Origin of the sequence: Pseudomonas gessardii (assembly GCF_001983165.1) — a bacterium.
In the GTDB taxonomy this organism is placed as follows: Bacteria; Pseudomonadota; Gammaproteobacteria; order Pseudomonadales; family Pseudomonadaceae; genus Aquipseudomonas; species Aquipseudomonas gessardii.
The window spans coordinates 21,954-39,470 of record NZ_MNPU01000009.1 but is presented as its reverse complement, the minus strand read 5'-3'; the positions used below and the strand labels follow the sequence as shown (position 1 = coordinate 39,470).

At 62.4% G+C, this 17,517-nt stretch carries 14 protein-coding genes; 9 read left to right on the top strand and 5 right to left on the bottom strand.

Features of this window, described 5'->3' with window-relative positions; genetic code table 11:
* Window positions 1–57: 57 nt before the first annotated feature.
* Genes rsmA through BLL38_RS08940 form a run of 4 tightly spaced genes read right to left on the bottom strand, consistent with a single transcriptional unit; the run spans window position 58 to window position 5,945 of the window.
* Window positions 58–870 carry a 16S rRNA (adenine(1518)-N(6)/adenine(1519)-N(6))-dimethyltransferase RsmA gene (gene rsmA / locus BLL38_RS08955; protein ID WP_076962232.1) on the bottom strand — a complete coding sequence of 271 codons (813 nt, stop codon included), beginning with the start codon at window positions 868–870 and terminating at the stop codon, window positions 58–60.
* A complete protein-coding gene (gene pdxA / locus BLL38_RS08950) occupies window positions 867–1,856 on the bottom strand; it encodes a 4-hydroxythreonine-4-phosphate dehydrogenase PdxA (RefSeq protein ID WP_076962231.1) in 990 nt (329 codons plus the stop codon). The genes rsmA and pdxA overlap by 4 nt, the downstream gene beginning before the upstream one ends.
* The gene (locus BLL38_RS08945) at window positions 1,853–3,187 is read right to left on the bottom strand and encodes a peptidylprolyl isomerase (protein ID WP_169865948.1); all 1,335 of its coding nucleotides are present in this window, start codon (window positions 3,185–3,187) and stop codon (window positions 1,853–1,855) included. The genes pdxA and BLL38_RS08945 overlap by 4 nt, the downstream gene beginning before the upstream one ends.
* Complete coding sequence (locus tag BLL38_RS08940; protein WP_076962229.1) at window positions 3,168–5,945, bottom strand: LPS-assembly protein LptD; 2,778 nt, start codon at window positions 5,943–5,945, stop codon at window positions 3,168–3,170. Before BLL38_RS08940 ends, BLL38_RS08945 begins: the two co-directional genes overlap by 20 nt.
* A gap of 130 nt (window positions 5,946–6,075) precedes the next feature.
* Between BLL38_RS08940 and BLL38_RS08935 the strand changes: the two genes are divergently transcribed.
* From BLL38_RS08935 to BLL38_RS08925, 3 genes are read left to right on the top strand one after another with little or no spacing between them, the layout of a single operon-like run.
* Window positions 6,076–7,101 (top strand): aminoglycoside phosphotransferase family protein, encoded by a 1,026-nt coding sequence (locus tag BLL38_RS08935; RefSeq protein WP_076962228.1) that lies wholly within the window; start codon window positions 6,076–6,078, stop codon window positions 7,099–7,101.
* A complete protein-coding gene (gene murU, locus BLL38_RS08930; RefSeq protein WP_076962227.1) occupies window positions 7,098–7,772 on the top strand; it encodes an N-acetylmuramate alpha-1-phosphate uridylyltransferase MurU in 675 nt (224 codons plus the stop codon). The genes BLL38_RS08935 and murU overlap by 4 nt, the downstream gene beginning before the upstream one ends.
* Before the next feature lies 1 nt (window position 7,773).
* Window positions 7,774–8,541, top strand: a complete 768-nt coding sequence (locus BLL38_RS08925; protein WP_076962226.1) for a DnaJ domain-containing protein — start codon at window positions 7,774–7,776, stop codon at window positions 8,539–8,541.
* Between the two features lie 32 nt (window positions 8,542–8,573).
* Here BLL38_RS08925 and BLL38_RS08920 read toward each other — a convergent pair whose 3' ends face one another.
* On the bottom strand, window positions 8,574–9,551 hold the full coding sequence (locus tag BLL38_RS08920; protein WP_076962225.1) for an alpha/beta hydrolase family protein: 978 nt from the start codon (window positions 9,549–9,551) through the stop codon (window positions 8,574–8,576).
* Between the two features lie 58 nt (window positions 9,552–9,609).
* Between BLL38_RS08920 and BLL38_RS08915 the strand changes: the two genes are divergently transcribed.
* The 6 genes from BLL38_RS08915 (at window position 9,610) to BLL38_RS08890 (ending at window position 17,384) form a co-directional block, all read left to right on the top strand.
* On the top strand, window positions 9,610–12,006 hold the full coding sequence (locus BLL38_RS08915; protein ID WP_076962224.1) for a PAS domain-containing sensor histidine kinase: 2,397 nt from the start codon (window positions 9,610–9,612) through the stop codon (window positions 12,004–12,006).
* A 78-nt stretch (window positions 12,007–12,084) separates the two neighbouring features.
* On the top strand, window positions 12,085–12,714 hold the full coding sequence (locus BLL38_RS08910; RefSeq protein WP_076962223.1) for a response regulator: 630 nt from the start codon (window positions 12,085–12,087) through the stop codon (window positions 12,712–12,714).
* A gap of 225 nt (window positions 12,715–12,939) precedes the next feature.
* A complete protein-coding gene (locus BLL38_RS08905; RefSeq protein ID WP_076962222.1) occupies window positions 12,940–14,052 on the top strand; it encodes an ABC transporter ATP-binding protein in 1,113 nt (370 codons plus the stop codon).
* Between the two features lie 46 nt (window positions 14,053–14,098).
* Window positions 14,099–15,139, top strand: coding sequence for an ABC transporter substrate-binding protein (locus BLL38_RS08900; protein WP_076962221.1), 1,041 nt, complete (start codon window positions 14,099–14,101; stop codon window positions 15,137–15,139).
* Window positions 15,140–15,296: 157 nt separating this feature from the next.
* A complete protein-coding gene (locus BLL38_RS08895; protein ID WP_076962220.1) occupies window positions 15,297–16,544 on the top strand; it encodes an ABC transporter permease in 1,248 nt (415 codons plus the stop codon).
* A gap of 12 nt (window positions 16,545–16,556) precedes the next feature.
* Entirely contained in the window at window positions 16,557–17,384 is an 828-nt protein-coding gene (locus BLL38_RS08890; protein ID WP_076962219.1) for an ABC transporter permease, read from the top strand.
* Window positions 17,385–17,517 lie beyond the last annotated feature (133 nt).

Below are 17,517 nucleotides of genomic sequence, written 5' to 3'. Positions count from 1 at the left end.
AGGCCAGATATGTGTCTGACCTGGTGCGCTCCCTTGTAGGGGCTGGCTGACGATGGCTCAGTCGGCGATGGGTGCAGGCTGAATCGCCAGCTGGTCCGCCAGGCGCACGAACGCCGCCAGGTCCAACTGCTCCGGGCGCAGGCTGCCGTCGACACCGGCGGCTTCGATCTCGGCGTTGCTCAGCAGGGCCTTGAGTGTATTGCGCAGGGTCTTGCGGCGTTGGTTGAACGCTTCGCGCACCACCCGTTCCAGCAGGCGATGATCCTTGGCCGGATGCGGAAGGACCGCGTGGGGCACCAGGCGCACAATCGCCGAGTCCACTTTTGGCGGCGGGTTGAACGCACCCGGACCGACATTGAACAGGTGCTCGACCCGGCAGTGGTACTGGACCATGATCGACAGGCGACCCCAATCACCACCGCCAGGGCCGGCCGCCAGGCGCTCGACCACTTCCTTCTGCAACATGAAATGCATGTCGCGGATGATCCCGGCGTTGTTCAGCAGGTGAAAGATCAGCGGTGTAGAGATGTTGTATGGCAGGTTGCCGACCACCCGCAGGCTGTGGGGGGCCGCATTGAGGCTGTTGAAGTCGAACTTCAATGCATCGCCCTGGTGCAGGTTGAAGTTGGACTTGCCGGCAAATTGCTGGTTGAGGATCGGGACCAGGTCCTTGTCCAGCTCAATCACATCCAGTTGCCCACCACTGTTGAGCAGGCCCTGGGTGAGGGCGCCCTGGCCCGGGCCGATTTCCAGCAGGCGGTCTTCAGGCTTGGCATGGATGGAGCGCAGGATGCGGTCGATAACGCCGGCATCGTGCAGGAAGTTTTGCCCGAAGCGCTTGCGCGCCCGGTGTTGGTAATGCTCGGTCATATACGGGTCTCGGCCATCTGATAGGCGGTTTCCAGGGCCACGTGCAGGCTGCCGGTATCGATCTTGCCGCTGCCCGCCAGGTCCAGGGCGGTGCCATGGTCGACGGAGGTGCGGATGATCGGCAGGCCCAGGGTCACGTTGACTGCGGCGCCGAAGCCTTTGTATTTCAGCACGGGCAGCCCCTGGTCATGGTACATCGCCAGCACTGCATCGCAGTGCTCCAGATATTTGGGGGTAAACAGAGTGTCCGCAGGCAATGGGCCACGCAGGTCCATGCCGTCTTGGCGCAGGCGCTCTAGTGTGGGTTCGATGATGTCGATTTCTTCATGGCCCAGGTGGCCGCCTTCACCCGCGTGGGGGTTGAGGCCACACACCAGGATTCGCGGCTGGGCGATGCCGAATTTGTGTTGCAGGTCGGCGTGCAGGATGCGCGTTACGCGCTCCAGGCGCTCCGGGGTGATGGCATCGGCAACCTGGCGCAAGGGCAGGTGAGTGGTCACCAGTGCCACGCGCAGGCCACGGGTTGCCAGCATCATCACCACTTGTTCGGTGTGCGTCAGCTCGGCCAGGAACTCGGTATGGCCGGAGAAGGCGATACCGGCTTCGTTGATCACGCCTTTGTGCACCGGCGCGGTGATCATCCCGGCGAAGTCGCCGTCGAGGCAGCCTTGCCCGGCGCGGGTCAGGGTGTGCAGGACGAAGGCGGCGTTGGCCTTGTCCAGTTGCCCGGCGACCACCTTGGCCTGTAGCGGGGTGTCCCACACGTACAGGCTGCCCGCGGGGGCCGGCTGGTCGGGCCAGTTGCCCGGTGAGACGGGCAGCAAGTCGACAGCCACGCCCAGTTGCGCGGCCCGCTCAAGGAGCAGGTCGCGGCTGGTAATGGCAATCAGGGGGTGAGGCTGGGCTTGCGAGGCGAGCAGCAGGCACAGGTCTGGACCTATGCCGGCCGGCTCGCCGGGTGTCAACGCGAAACGCTGGGGTTTCACTGGGCTGCCTGGTCGGTGCCTGTCGGTTCGGCGCCAGGCAGCTTGTTTTCCACGTAGGCTTCGTCACGGATCTGACGCAACCAAGTTTGCAGCTCTTCGTCGTATTTGCGGTTACGCAGTACGGTCAGCGCTTGTTGCTCACGGGCCTGGCTGGTGTTGTCGGTGGCGCGGCGGCCAAGGACTTCCAGGACGTGCCAGCCATATTGGGTCTTGAACGGCTTGGACAGCACACCTTGCGGCGTCTCGTTCATGACTTGCTGGAACTCGGGCACCAGGGCCCGTGGATCGATCCAGCTGAGGTCGCCGCCATTAAGGGCCGACCCCGGATCTTCCGAGAAGCTTTTGGCCAGGGTGGCAAAGTCTTCGCCGCCTTCGATGCGCTCATAGATCTTTTGCGCCAGCTCCTTGGTTTGTGCCTCGGTGCGGATTTCGCTTGGCTTGACCAGGATGTGACGGACATGCACTTCGTCTTTCAGCGAAGTCTCACCGCCGCGACGCTCCAGCAACTTGAGAATGATGAAGCCGCCAGGCGTGCGTGCAGGTTGGGTGATACCACCCACTTCCATGGCGCTCAGCTCACGGTCAAACGGTGGTGGCAATTGAGCGGCTTTACGCCAGCCCATATCACCGCCTTCGAGGGCGTTGTCGCTGCCGGACTGGGCAATGGCCATTTGGGCAAAGTCGGCGCCGGCCTTGAGACGGTCATAGATCGCCTGGGTCTTCGCGGCCGCGGCATTGAGTTGCTCGGCGTTGGCGCTGTCTGGCGTCGGGATCAGGATATTGGCCAGGCGCAGCTCTTCGGAGAGTTGCATCTTGCCCAGGTCCGAGGCCAGGAAGTTCTTCACTTCCTGCTCCGATACCTGCACGCGCTCGGCCACACGGCGCTGCCGCACACGGCTGATGATCATTTCGCGGCGGATCTGGTCGCGGGCGTCCTCATAGGACAAACCGTCGCGGGCCAGGGCGGCGCGGAACTGATCAATGCTCATGTTGTTGCGTTGAGCGATGGTGCCGACAGCCTGGTTCAGTTCTTCGTCGGTGATACGGATGCCCGAGCGGTCGCCAATCTGCAATTGCAGGTTTTCGACGATCAGGCGCTCTAGCACCTGCTGGTCCAGGACGCTGGTCGGTGGCACGCCACCGCCACGCTTGGCGATGGTTTGCTGAACTTCCTTGACCCGTTGGTCGAGTTGGCTCTGCATGATCACGTCGTTATCGACGATGGCCACCACCTTGTCCAACGGTTGCACGCCAGCGTGCGCCGCTGCAGTGCCCAGGAACAGCGCGCCCAGCATCAGCGGGCGCAGACAATCAGAAAGCTTGATCTTCACGTTCACGATAACCTTGGATGCCTTTTTCGAGGAAGCTCTCTACCTTGGCGCCAGTCAGGCCGCCGAGTCCCTTGAGGACGATTTGGAGGAAGAGCCCGTGGTCGCCTTTTTCGTTCAGCGGGGCGATCTGGGTGTATTCGTCGTTGGAAACCCAATAACGGTTGATTACACGCAGTTTCCAGCAGCAGTTGTCGTACTCGAAACCACCAAAGGCTTCCAGGGTACGGTTGCGTGCATAGTCATACTGCCAGCGGGTGATCAGGTTCCACTGTGGAATGATCGGCCACATCATCGAGAAGTCGTGTTGCTGGATTTTGTAGTAATCCTTCACGTAGTTCGCGGTGTCCGAAGGGACGCTGTAGTCGCCGCCAAACTGCCATTTGCCGGTCAGCTGGTTGTATACCACCTGGTCATTGCGATAGCGGTAACCAACGTTGATAACCTTGTTAGGGTTGTCTTCCGGCTGGTAGTGGAACATGGCGCTACCGGAGCGTGGAGCGTGCTCCTCGGTGTCCCAGTTGTAGTCGGCGGTGGCGCGCCAGTCGCGATTAAAGCGGAACTCGTAGTCCAGGGCGATTGGCGAGACGTCCGACCGTGAGTCAGCGCGATCGGCAGCCACGATCCCTGGCAGTTGCACTTCGCGATCCTTGAAGTACAGCGCCTGGCCGACGGAAACGCGTTGACGTTCAAAGCCGTTTTCTTCGATCCAGCGGCTGGTTACGCCCAGGGACAGTTTGTTTTCGTCGCCGATCCGGTCAGAACCCGAGAAGCGGTTGTCGCGAAAGAGCGAGCTGTAGCTGAACGAGGTTTCGCTGGTGTCGAACACCGGGATATCGTCCTGGTCTTTCTCTGGAACATAGAGGTAGAACAGGCGTGGTTCCAGGGTCTGGTTGTAGTTCTTGCCAAACCACTGGGTGCTGCGGTCGAAGTACAGGCCGCTGTCGACACTGGCAATCGGGATGGAGCGGTTTTGAGAGCTCTTGAACTCCTGGCCAGCAGCGACCATTTGTGCCTTGCCTGTACCGTCAAGATCAAGATCGTACTTGGTGTAGGCATACTTGAGCTTCGGCGTAATGAAACCGTAGCTTGAGGTCATCGGCAGCGAAACGCTTGGCGCCATATTCAACCGTGTGCCGTTGGCCCGGGTAAGCCCAGTGACATAGGTGTCAAGGCGCTGGGTATTGATGCCATATTTATCGGTAAAGTCCCCGGTCTCAAGATCCCGGTCAAACCTTACCGCTTCTGCGTCATAGGCAAAATTCAGCCCGCCAGGATGGTATGGCAGCGAACCGTTGAAAGTGATCTGCGGCAAGCGGTTGTACGGGGTGATCTGGGAGATCGTCGCCAACTTGTACGCTTGCAGGTTCAGGCGTGCGTTGAAGTTGTCACCGCGATAGTTCACGGCAGCTTGCTGATTAAGCGCATCGCGCCTTTCAACACCAATCTGGTCGGTCCGCAGATCCTGGAAGTAGTACGGGTCGCTGATGTCGGTGTAGTCGACTTCAGTCATGACGCGCGAATCCAGGCCGCCCTTGTGCTGCCAGTTAAGCATCCAGCGGGTTTTCTCGTAATCCGTCTGCTTGCGGCGCTCGTCGTTGTCGTCGTTCAGGTAGGCACCGCCGACCTGGCCTTCGCTGGACTTGGTGAGGTAGCGGAACTCGCCTTCCAACAGCATGCCGCGCTTGCCCATATAACGCGGGTACAACGTGGCATCGTAGTTCGGTGCCAGGTTGAAGTAGTAAGGCGTTACCAGGGTAAAGCCACTTTCCCCGCTAGAGCTGTAGCTCGGCGGCAGGAAACCGGACTGACGGCGATCGTCAATCGGGAAGTAGATGTACGGGGTGTACAGGATCGGGATGTTCTTGACCCGCAACGTCGCGTTGGTCGCCGTACCGAAACCGGTGGCCGGGTTCAACGTGATGTTGTTGCCGCGCAGTTGCCAGGCATTGCTGTCTGGCTCGCAGGTGGTGTACGTACCGTCCTTGAGACGGATGATCGCGTTTTCGGCGCGCTTGGCGTACAGCGCGTTACCGCGGATGCGCGATTTGTGCATCACGTATTCGGCGTTGTCGATCTGCGCGGCGCCGGTGTCCAGCTGGACCTGGGCATGGTCGCCGACGATCAGCGCGCCATTGTCGCGCATACGCACGTTGCCGTTGAGCTCGCCACGGTTTTCGGCCTGGTACAGGCTGGCCTCTTGGGCCTCGACCTGCATGCTGCCCTGACGCATGACCACGTCACCGGCCAGGGTTGCGACCTGGGTTTCCTGCTCGTAACGAGAGGCCTTGGCACCGATGAAGGTCGGTGCGTCGCTCTTGTCCGTCTTGTCGTTCATGCCGGGACGGATCGGCTCGATGTACGCACCGGCGCAATAAGGACCGGTTTCGGCCAGTTGCGCGGCGGTGAGTTTCTCGCGGGGGACCCAGTCCAGGTGGCTGTAGTCGGCACTGCGCGAACGCAGGCCACGGCCCTTGGATTCGGTGACCAGCTTGGTCTGCGGCACGGCTTCGGCACCCGCAGCTTCGCCTTGCGGCGTGCTGTTGGCCGAGCTGACGGCACTGCCGTCATGCACCGGACGCGGTGGCAAAGGGGCTGCGCTGGCCTTTGGCGCGCAATCCCAGGCACCCGAAGCAGAGACTGAGCAGTCATACTGTTCGGCGGCGACCACGAGTGAGGTGGCGAAAGGTTGCATGGCCAGCAGACTGCCGGTTACCAGCAACGGAAATTTTCTACGAAACGCGGGGGATTTCAATGCCATCTTATTAGTCCGGGCTTCCTGCGTGCCATCTGCCCGCGGTGTGGGCCGCACGCCTCTCGATGGTCTGAAAAAGATGCGTGATAATAAAGCATGACCCGCTTGACGGCTAGCGCCGTCGGAGACCCTTGTAATGCCCGACCAAGATCTACGTTTGCAACACCTGAAAGTCTGGCTTGATCAGCAGTTGCCCGAGCTTTTCCATACCCAGGGATGGGGCGCCGTACCCCCGGCTACATTGACTGCGGCCAGCAGCGACGCGAGTTTCAGACGGTACTTCCGTTGGCAGGGCGAAGGTCGCACATTGATCGTGATGGATGCCCCGCCCCCCCAGGAAAACTGCAAACCTTTCGTCGATATCGCTCGAATGCTGGCAAAATCTGGCATAAATGTTCCGCAAATATATGCCGAAGATCTGTCCCAGGGCTTTCTTTTGCTCAATGACCTGGGCAAAAACACCTACCTGGATGTGATTGACGGCGAAAATGCCGATCAATTATTTGCCCCTGCCATCGACGCGCTGTTGGCTTTCCAGCAATTGCCGATGGATGCCGGCTTGCCCAGCTACGACGTGCCGTTATTGCGCCGGGAACTGGAATTGTTCCCTGAGTGGTACGTGCGCCGGCACCTGGGCATCGAGTTCGACGACCAGCAGTCGGCCCTGTGGCAGCGGGTCAGCCAGGTGTTGATCGACAGCGCCCTGGCCCAGCCCAAGGTCCTGGTGCATCGCGACTATATGCCGCGCAACCTGATGATCAGCGTGCCGAACCCAGGCGTGCTGGATTTCCAGGATGCGGTCTACGGCCCCGTGACCTACGACATTACCTGCCTGTTCAAGGACGCCTTCCTCAGTTGGCCCCAGGCGCGGGTGCGTGAATGGCAGCGCAGTTACTGGGAGCGTGCTGGCCAATTGGGCATCCCGGTGCAGGCGGATTTTGAAGATTTCCTGCGGGCCAGCGACTTGATGGGGGTGCAGCGTCACCTCAAGGTCATCGGTATCTTTGCGCGTATCTGTCACCGTGATGGCAAGCCGCGCTACCTGGCGGACGTGCCGCGCTTCTTTGCCTATATAGAAGCGGTGCTGGCCGAGCGTGCGGAACTGGCCGACCTGGGCGAGTTGCTGGCCAGCCTGCGCCAACCGGCCGAGGTTGTTGTATGAAGGCCATGATCCTGGCGGCCGGCAAGGGCGAGCGCATGCGCCCGCTGACCCTGCATACCCCCAAGCCACTGGTCCAGGCCGGTGGCAAGCGCCTGATCGAGTACCACCTGGAGGCACTGGCCAAAGCCGGGTTCACCGAGATCGTCATCAACCATGCCTGGCTCGGCCAGCAAATCGAGGGTTACCTGGGGGATGGCGCGCAGTTCGGCCTGCGCATCCAGTATTCGCCCGAAGGCGAACCGCTGGAAACCGGTGGCGGGATTTTCCAGGCCTTGCCCCTGCTGGGAGACGAGCCGTTCCTGGTGGTCAATGGCGATATCTGGACCGACTACGATTTCTCCCGCCTCAAGCAGCCGCCCGCTGGCCTGGCGCACCTGGTGATGGTCGACAACCCGCCCCATCACCCCAGTGGTGGCGATTTCTATATCAAGGACGGTTTGCTTCATGATGCAGCGCCCGGTGCCGATAACCTGACCTTCAGTGGCATTTCGGTGCTGCACCCCAAGCTGTTCGCGGGTTGCAGCGCCGGTGCCTTCAAGCTGGCGCCCTTGTTGCGCACAGCGATGGCTCAAGGCTTGGTCTCGGGGGAGCACATGGATGGACGCTGGATTGACGTCGGTACGCTGGAGCGCCTGGCGCAGGTTGAAACGCTGCTGACCGTGGGCCAGTAAGATGCTGTGGCCAGGGACTCTGATCGGCGCCGGGGCGGGGTTTGCCATCGCCAGCATTCCGGGGGCCATGTTGGGCGGGCTATTGGGCCAGGCGCTGGATCGGCGCCTGCAATTGCACAGTTGGGCGCAACTGCGCGAGCGCCTGGGCGGCCGTCCGGCGCTGCGTAATGACGAACTGCTGTTTGTGTTGCTGGGCCGCCTGGCCAAAAGCAATGGGCGGGTGGTGGACGGGCATATCCAGCAGGCGCGGGTGGAAATGCGCGCGCTGGACATGACCGAGCCGGCCCAGCGCCGGGCGATTGCTGCGTTCAACCGGGGCAAATCGGGGACGGATCGCGTGCGCAGTTACCTGCGTGTGCTCAAGGCCCAGCCCCATGCAGCGGAAGGCGTGCTGCGCGCCTGTTGGCGCATGGTCTGGGCCGACGGCAAGGCCAGTCTTGCAGAACGCGACCTGATTGAGCTCTGGGGCAAATGGCTGGGATGGACGCCGCAACAGCTCCAGGCCCTGGCCCACGACTACGAACCGGAGCGCAGGCCCCTGGCCACTCGCGCTAGCACCTACCAGGAAGCCTTGCGGATTCTCGGGGTGAGCGCCACGACAGAGCCTGCGGTCATCAAGCGTGCATACCGACGGCTGCTCAGCCGCCATCACCCGGACAAGATCGCCGGCAACGGCGCCAGCCCGGCGCAAGTGCGCGAGGCCACGGAGCGCACGCGGGAGCTGCATAGCGCTTACACGATCATTCGCGAACAGCGGGATTTCCGCTGACTCGCCACAACCACCGACGGGGCGGCTGGGTATCAGCTACCACTGCCTTGCGGGCTCAACCAGCCGCGAATGCGCCGGTACAACTGCTCCTGGGCTGCCGGACTATTGTCGGGGAGCGTCTTTAAGGACACCTGCCTGTAGTGGTCATTCTTCAGGCGCTTGCTCGCCTGGCTGCGCTCCAGCGCCATTTTGCCGGTCAGGGCGTTGTCCTGGTAGAAGATATCGGCGGTCGCCAGCTTCAAGGTTGGTGCCAACTGTTGCAGGTCTGGCTGACGGCCCACCGGTGTTTGCGCCGCGACCATGATGAACTTCTGCACCTGGGCTGGTTGTTTTTCGCTCAGGTAGCGCGCTGCCCACCAGGCCCCGGTCCCGTGCCCGAGCAACACGACTGTGCGGGCGTTCTGGGTCTGGGCATAGGCGACGGCGGCATCGATACGGGCGAAGATCCGTGTTGCGTCGGTCTTGTCCTGTTCATCCACGCCGGGGACCACGGCCGGGTCGGTGCCTTCGGCTTCGGCGCTGGCTGCCTGTTCGATCGGCTTGGGCGCGGCAGTGCTGGCATCCTTGCTGCTGGTGTCGATGGCCGCCTCGGGGGCCTGGATGACCCGGGGTGGCAGGGTGTCCAGGCTCTGGTCGGGCAGTGACAGGCTCAGGCTGGCCCACTGTGCATCCGGCAACTTCTGACGCAAAGGCCCGATGGCTTGCGGCCAGTCAGCGGTTTCCCCGGCGCCGGGGACGAGAATCACCACCCCTTGCGGCTCGGCGCTGTTGGCCGGTTTCCACAGGGCCAGGAACGACTCATCGCCGGCCTGCAATTGTTGCTGTTCCTGGGGCGGCAGTTGTCGCTCCAGGGCGCTGGCTTCCTCCTGGCTGCGCTCGGGCAAAGGCTGGCGCTCGGGTGGTTTTTCGGCGGCAGCCGGCGCGGTATCCGCCGCCTGCACGCAAAAGGTGCTGGTAAACAGCAGCGACAGGCACAATGCTGGCAGTGTCGAACGGTGAAGCAGGGGCATAGTGCAATTCCGGCCAGAAGTGATTCCGGCAGCCTAATGGGTTGGATGTGAGATGTGAATGATGATTTTTCGCTGTCTGCTGGTTATCGGCGCTCTGTGCTTTCCCTTGATGGCAAGTGCCGCGCCTGCGTCCGTGGTGCCGTCGGCGGTGCTCAGCCCCCAGCAGCGTGAGTGGCTGGCGCAGCACCCGCCATTGCGGGTCGGCGTGGTGTTGCAGGCGCCCTACGCGCAATATGACCGGCGCCTGCAGCGGTTGTCCGGGGCCAATATCGAGCTGATGCAGGCGCTGGCCAAGGCGTTGAATATTGAGCTGAGCTGGCGCAACTTCCCCACGCAAGAGCAGTTGGAGGACGCCCTGCGCGAGGACGCGGTCGACCTGGCCCCGGGCCTGCTGCAAACCCCGGCCGGCCTGCGCCTGTGGTTGTTCTCCGACCCTTACATGCGCGTGCCCCAGCACATTGTGGGCATCCGCGACGGCAGCGGCGCGGTGGACCTGGAAAAACTCGACGAACACTCGCGGGTTGCGGTGCGTATGCCCAGTGCCGTGGCGGACTACTTGCGCAGCAATTACCCCAACCTGAACCTGCAAGGCGTGCCGCTGGAGCGCCAGGCCCTGCAATTGTTGGTCAGCCAGCAGGCGCGCTATGCGGTGATCGATGAGGCGCAGTTGAGCCGGCTGTCGGTCGAGCCCGAATTCGCCGGCCTGGCGGTGGTCGGCGATATTGGCCTGCCGCAACTGCTGCGGGTGGCCACCCGGCGAGACTGGCCGGTCTTGGCGGACATTGTCGAGAGCGGCCTGCGGGCCATTCCTGCCCGTGAGCTGGAGCAATTGCACGCTCGCTGGCTGCAACCCAAATACCCACGGTTGTCGGAGTCACCGGGGGTTTGGCAAAACCTCAGCCTGCTGCTGAGCCTGCTGTTGCTCGCGTGCCTGGCGGTTGCCCTGTGGCAGCGTCGGCAAAAACAGGTCCTGGAGCACCAGTTGCTGGCCGCGCGTGAGGAAAGCGCCGCCCGTGCCGCGAGCGCCGAAGCCTTGCGCCTGACCCAGTTCTCCATCGATCAAAGCACCGTCGGCATTCTCTGGGTCAATTGGGACAGCCATGTGCGCTACGCCAACGTCGCCGCCGAAAGCATGCTCGGCTACGCCCCGGGCGCGTTGATCGAGCGCCCGCTGATCGAGTTCGAGCCCAACCTGAGCATGGACCGCTGGCTGAGCCTGTGGAAACGTGCGCGCGCCAGCGAGGACGGGCCACAGAGCTTCGCCACCCAGTGCCTGCGCGCGGATGGCAGCCTGTTGCCCACGGATGTGTCCCTGAGTTTCCTGCGTTTTGCCGGTGGCGAATACCTGGTGGTGTACCTCAATGACGTCACCGAGCGGCGACGGGCCTTGGCCGCGTTGCAGGAAAGTGAAGCGCGCCTGCAAGGCATCGCCGCCAATGTGCCGGGGCTGGTGTTTCGCCTGGAGCGCCTGCCGTTGAGCGCCGCCATCGACTTTGCCTATATCAGCGAAGGCAGCGAACGTCTGGTGGGCTATTCGCCGGCCGTGCTCAGCCATCGTGATGTGGGGCTGCGTAGCCTGGTACACCCGCAGGATCGCGCCAGTTATCACCAGACCCAGGACCAGGCCATCGACACCGAGAGCAATTGGTCGTGGCAAGGCCGGATCCTGACCCGGCAGGGCGAGCAGCGCTGGGCCGAGATCAAGGCAGTCACCCGGCGCCTGGACGACGGCGCGGTGGTCTGGGACGGGATCGTCTGGGACATCAGCGACAGCAAACGCATCGAACTGGAGCTGGACGCCTCGCGAGCGCAACTGCGCGAACTGTCGGCCCACCTGGAAACTGTGCGTGAGGAAGAGAAAGCGCGGATCGCCCGCGAAGTCCACGATGAGCTGGGGCAGATGCTGACGGTGCTGAAGCTGGAAACGTCCATGTGCGAGCTGGCCTACGCGCACATGGACCCTGGCCTGCACGAGCGCCTCAATAGCATGAAGCGCCTGATCGCCCAATTGTTTCAACTGGTCCGCGATGTGGCCACCGCGTTGCGCCCGCCGATTCTCGACGCGGGGATCGCCTCGGCCATCGAGTGGCAGGCGCGGCGGTTTGAGGCCCGCACGCAGATTCCCTGCCTGGTGCAAGTGCCGGACAACCTCTCGACCTTGAGCGACGCCAAGGCCATCGGCCTGTTCCGCATCCTGCAAGAGGCACTGACCAATGTGATGCGCCATGCCCAGGCGCATACGGTGGAGCTGACCCTGGCGGTGGAGGGCACCAATCTGCGGTTGACCATCAGTGACGACGGCGCAGGCTTCGTCCCCGCGCCGGGGCGCCCGGTGTCGTTTGGCCTGGTGGGCATGCGCGAGCGGGTGCTGATCATGGGCGGGCAGTTGACGTTGGACAGTGAGCTGGGGGAGGGCACCACCCTGAGCGTTACAGTGCCGTTGGATTCGCCATAGACCCCTTGTGGGAGCGGGCTTGCCCGCTCCCATATTTTGAATGTCGGCGTTTAATCGCTATATAGAGAGGAAAGTCCCGTGATCCGCATATTGGTAGCCGAAGACCACACCATCGTCCGTGAAGGCATCAAGCAGTTGATCGGCCTGGCCAAGGACCTGCTGGTGGTCGGCGAGGCGGGGAACGGCGAACAGCTGTTGGAAGCCTTGCGCCATATTCCGTGCGAGGTGGTGTTGCTGGATATTTCCATGCCCGGGGTCAATGGCCTGGAAGCCATTGCCCGGATCCGCGCGCTGAACAATCCACCGGCCATCCTGGTGTTGTCGATGCATGACGAGGCACAAATGGCCGCCCGGGCGCTGAAGGTTGGCGCGGCAGGGTATGCCACCAAGGACAGCGACCCGGCGCTGTTGTTGACGGCAATCCGCAAAGTAGCCGCGGGCGGGCGCTATATCGACCCGGACCTGGCGGACCGCATGGTGTTTGAAGTCGGCCTCACCGATGCCCGGCCCTTGCACTCGCTGTTGTCCGAGCGTGAGTTCTCGGTGTTCGAGCGTTTGGCCCAGGGGGCTAACGTGAACGATATCGCTCAGCAACTGGCCTTGAGCAGCAAGACCATCAGCACTCACAAGGCGCGCTTGATGCAAAAGCTCAACATCACCTCCCTGGCGGAACTGGTGAAGTACGCGCTGGAGCACAAACTCCTGTAGGGACGTATCTATTCGCGACATCGCCCAAACCCCGGGAAGCCCGTGCTTGCGGCTTGTGGCTTGAAGCTTGCCGCTCAACTGTCCCCAGCCCGCCATCCGTGTAGGGCAATCCCTACCCCGAACCTTCCACCCGGCTGATGCCAATCTCTCCTGCGCCCCGATTTCCGGGGGCTTGCGCCTGGACTACGCTAGCGCCACAGCAGTCCAAAACACAAAGGTGCGGGTATGAGCGAGGTGGATGCAAATGATGTGCTGGTCAGCTTTCGTGGTGTGCAGAAGAGCTACGACGGCGAGAACCTGATCGTCAAAGACCTCAACCTGGACATCCGCAAGGGCGAATTCCTCACCCTGCTGGGCCCGTCCGGCTCGGGCAAGACCACCAGCCTGATGATGCTCGCCGGCTTTGAGACGCCGACCGCCGGGGAAATCCTGCTGGCCGGGCGCTCAATCAATAATGTGCCGCCGCACAAGCGCGACATTGGCATGGTGTTCCAGAACTATGCGCTGTTCCCGCACATGACCGTGGCCGAGAACCTGGCGTTCCCCCTGACGGTGCGCGGCTTGAGCAAGACCGATGTCAGCGAGCGGGTCAAGCGCGTGCTGAGCATGGTCCAGCTCGACGCCTTCGCCCAGCGCTACCCGGCGCAACTCTCCGGCGGCCAGCAGCAGCGGGTGGCCCTGGCCCGCGCCCTGGTGTTCGAGCCGCAACTGGTACTGATGGACGAACCCCTCGGCGCCCTCGATAAACAGCTGCGTGAACATATGCAGATGGAGATCAAGCACCTGCACCAGCGCCTCGGTGTGACGGTGGTCTACGTGACCCACGACCAGGGTGAAGCCCTGACTATGTCCGACCGGGTGGCGGTGTTCCACCAGGGCGAGATCCAGCAGATCGCCCCGCCGCGCACCTTGTATGAGGAGCCGAAAAACACCTTCGTCGCCAACTTCATCGGCGAGAACAACCGCCTTAACGGCCGCCTGCACAGCCACACCGGCGAGCGTTGCGTGGTCGAGCTGGCGCGGGGCGAGAAGGTCGAGGCGCTGGCGGTGAATGTCGGGCAGATCGGCGGCCCGGTGACCCTGTCGGTGCGCCCGGAGCGGGTCAGCCTCAACGGTTCCAGCCAGAGCTGCAACAACCGCTTCTCGGGCCGGGTGGCCGAATTTATCTACCTGGGCGACCACGTGCGCGTGCGCCTGGAAGTCTGCGGCAAGGCCGATTTCTTTGTGAAACAACCGATCGCCGAGCTGGACCCGGCGCTGACGGTCGGCGATGTGGTTCCGATTGGCTGGCAAGTCGAGCACGTTCGCGCACTCGACCCACTTCTAGAGGCGAATTGATCGCCCCCTTGGCTTCACCCAACCCTGCACGTGGAGAGAACAATAAATGTTGAGATCCCTGAAATTGACCGCCCTGGCCATTGGCCTGGCAGGTGCTTCACAGGTCATGGCCGGCCCGGACCTGACGGTGGTGTCGTTTGGCGGCGCGAACAAGGCGGCCCAGGTCAAGGCCTTCTATGCCCCGTGGGAAAGTGCGGGCAACGGCAAGATCATCGCGGGTGAATACAACGGCGAGATGGCCAAGGTCAAAGCCATGGTCGACACCAAGAGCGTGTCCTGGGACTTGGTGGAGGTCGAGTCGCCGGAATTGTCCCGTGGCTGTGACGAAGACATGTTCGAGCCGTTGGACCCGAAGCTGTTCGGCAACCCCGATGACTATGTGAAAGGCGCGATCCAGCCTTGCGGCGTGGGTTTCTTCGTGTGGTCCACGGTGATGGCGTACAACGCCGACAAATTGAAGACTGCGCCCACCGGTTGGGTGGATTTCTGGGATACCAAAAACTTCCCGGGCAAGCGTGGCCTGCGCAAAGGCGCCAAGTACACCCTGGAATTTGCCCTGATGGCCGACGGTGTGGCGCCCAAGGATGTCTATAAAGTGCTGGCCAGCAAAGATGGCCAGGACCGCGCCTTCAAGAAACTCGATGAGCTCAAGCCGTCGATCCAGTGGTGGGAAGCCGGCGCACAACCGCCGCAGTACCTGGCCTCGGGCGATGTGGTGATGAGTTCGGCCTACAACGGCCGGATCGCCGCCGTGCAAAAAGAGAGCAACCTGAAAGTGGTGTGGAACGGTGGCATCTACGATTTCGATGCCTGGGCGATCCCCAAGGGCCTCGGCAAGGAGCGCGCCGAGGCAGCGAAGAAATTCATCGCCTTCTCCGTCGCCCCGCAACAACAGAAAACCTACTCGGAAAACATCGCCTACGGCCCGGCCAATACCCAGGCTGTGCCGCTGCTGGCCAAGGACATCCTCAAGGATATGCCGACCACCCCGGAAAACATCGCCAACCAGGTGCAGATCGATGTGAGCTTCTGGGCGGATAACGGCGAGCAGTTGGAGCAGCGCTTCAATTCCTGGGCTGCCAAATAACAAGCCCCACCGCTTAACCCCTGTGGGAGCTGGCTTGCCTGCGATGGCATCACCTCGGTACACCTGACACACCGAGGCGCTGCCATCGCGGGCAAGCCCGGCTCCCACAAGGGGGCCTTTCACACGGGTTCCAACTGTAGATTTTCCGGAGTTTGCCATGGCCATCGCCGTTCCCTCGAACGAGGTCACCACCCCCAGCTTGAAACAGCGTCTGGCCCGTGCCGAGCGGCTTAACCGCTGGAAAGCCCAGGCGTTGATTGCGCCACTGGTGGTGTTTTTGCTGCTGGTGTTCCTGGTGCCCATCGTTGCGCTGCTCTATAAAAGCGTCGGTAACCCGGAAGTGGTCGCCGGCCTGCCGCGTACCGTGGTGGCGGTGACCGCCTGGGATGGTCGCGGCCTGCCCGACGAGCTGGTGTATCAGGCTATCAGCGAGGACCTGGGCGAAGCCCGTAAAAACCAGACCTTGGGCGACCTGTCCAAGCGCCTGAACATGGAACTGGCGGGCTATCGCAGCCTGTTGACCAAAACTGCGCGGGCGCTGCCGTTTAGCGAAGTGCCGGCCTCTTATAAAGAAGCGCTGGAAAACCTCGACGAGCGCTGGGGCGACCCCGCGTACTGGCAGGCCATCCGGCGCAACACCAGCAACCTGACGCCGTATTACCTGCTGGCGGCGGTCGATCACCGGATCGACGACCTCGGCGAAGTCGCCCCGGCCACGCCGGACCAGGCGATCTACCTCGATATCTTCGCCCGCACCTTCTGGATGGGCCTGGTGATTACCGTGTGCTGCCTGCTGCTGGCCTATCCGCTGGCGTACCTGCTGGCCAACCTGCCGGCGCGGCAAAGTAACCTGCTGATGATCCTGGTGCTGTTGCCCTTCTGGACTTCGGTACTGGTGCGCGTGGCCGCGTGGATTGTGTTGCTGCAGTCCGGCGGGCTGATCAACGGCGCGCTGATGGGCCTGGGCATCATCGATAAACCCCTGGAGTTGGTGTTCAACCGGCTTGGGGTCTACATCTCCATGGTGCATATTCTGTTGCCGTTCATGATCCTGCCGATCTACAGCGTGATGAAGGGCATTTCACCGACCTATATGCGTGCGGCGATCTCTTTGGGTTGTCATCCATTCGCCAGTTTCTGGCGGGTGTACTTCCCACAGACCTACGCGGGCGTCGGCGCCGGTTGCCTGTTGGTGTTTATTCTGGCGATTGGCTATTACCTCACCCCGGCCCTGCTGGGCAGCCCGAACGACCAGATGGTCAGCTACTTCGTGGCGTTCTACACCAACACCAGCATCAACTGGGGCATGGCCACCGCGCTGGGCGGCTTGCTGCTGTTGGCGACCGTGGTGCTGTACCTGATCTACAACTGGCTGGTGGGCGCCAGCCGCCTGCGCCTGAGCTGAGGAGCGCCTGAAATGTCCAGTAGTCCTTATAGGTCACCCATCGAGCGGGTGTGGTTCTACAGCTTGCGGATCCTCTGCGGCTTGATCCTGTTGTTCCTGATCCTGCCAGTGCTGGTGATCATCCCGCTGTCATTCAACTCCGGGAGTTTCCTGGTGTACCCGCTGCAAGGGTTTTCGCTGCATTGGTACCAGGACTTCTTCGCCTCGGCGGAATGGATGCGGGCCTTGAAGAACAGCATCATCGTCGCGCCGGCGGCCACCGTACTGGCGATGGTGTTTGGCACGCTGGCGGCCATCGGCCTGACCCGTGGCCATTTTCCTGGCAAGGCGCTGGTGATGGCCCTGGTGATTTCGCCGATGGTGGTGCCGGTAGTGATTATCGGCGTGGCGAGCTACCTGTTCTTCGCCCCGCTGGGGCTGGGCAACAGCTTTTTTTCGTTGATCGTGGTGCATGCGGTGCTGGGCGTGCCCTTTGTGATCATTACCGTGTCGGCGACCTTGCAGGGCTTCAACCATAACCTGGTGCGGGCCGCAGCCAGCCTGGGGGCGTCGCCGTTGACCGCGTTTCGCCGGGTGACGCTGCCGCTGATTGCGCCGGGGGTGATTTCCGGGGCGCTGTTTGCCTTTGCCACCTCGTTTGATGAGGTGGTGGTGACCCTGTTTCTCGCCGGCCCCGAGCAGGCCACCTTGCCTCGGCAGATGTTCAGCGGCATCCGCGAAAACCTCAGCCCGACCATTGCCGCTGCGGCCACCTTGCTGATCGCCTTCTCGGTGGTGTTGTTGCTGACCCTGGAGTGGTTGCGTGGGCGCAGCGAAAAACTGCGTACGGCGCAGGTTTAAAGCCAAGCGCAGAGCAAAATGTGGGAGCGGGCTTGCTCGCGATGGCGGTGTATCAGTCAGCCTATCCATTGGCTGATACACCGCCATCGCGAGCAAGCCCGCTCCCACATGGATATCTGTGTACACCTGACCA

Coding starts and splice junctions, on each gene's coding strand:
- BLL38_RS08905 (WP_076962222.1), top strand. CDS start 12,940: ATGAGCGAGGTGGATGCAAATGATGTGCTGGTCAGCTTTCGTGGTGTG.
- BLL38_RS08890 (WP_076962219.1), top strand. CDS start 16,557: ATGTCCAGTAGTCCTTATAGGTCACCCATCGAGCGGGTGTGGTTCTAC.
- BLL38_RS08900 (WP_076962221.1), top strand. CDS start 14,099: ATGTTGAGATCCCTGAAATTGACCGCCCTGGCCATTGGCCTGGCAGGT.
- BLL38_RS08925 (WP_076962226.1), top strand. CDS start 7,774: ATGCTGTGGCCAGGGACTCTGATCGGCGCCGGGGCGGGGTTTGCCATC.
- BLL38_RS08895 (WP_076962220.1), top strand. CDS start 15,297: ATGGCCATCGCCGTTCCCTCGAACGAGGTCACCACCCCCAGCTTGAAA.
- rsmA (WP_076962232.1), bottom strand. CDS start 870: ATGACCGAGCATTACCAACACCGGGCGCGCAAGCGCTTCGGGCAAAAC.
- BLL38_RS08935 (WP_076962228.1), top strand. CDS start 6,076: ATGCCCGACCAAGATCTACGTTTGCAACACCTGAAAGTCTGGCTTGAT.
- BLL38_RS08940 (WP_076962229.1), bottom strand. CDS start 5,945: ATGGCATTGAAATCCCCCGCGTTTCGTAGAAAATTTCCGTTGCTGGTA.
- BLL38_RS08920 (WP_076962225.1), bottom strand. CDS start 9,551: ATGCCCCTGCTTCACCGTTCGACACTGCCAGCATTGTGCCTGTCGCTG.
- murU (WP_076962227.1), top strand. CDS start 7,098: ATGAAGGCCATGATCCTGGCGGCCGGCAAGGGCGAGCGCATGCGCCCG.
- BLL38_RS08915 (WP_076962224.1), top strand. CDS start 9,610: ATGATGATTTTTCGCTGTCTGCTGGTTATCGGCGCTCTGTGCTTTCCC.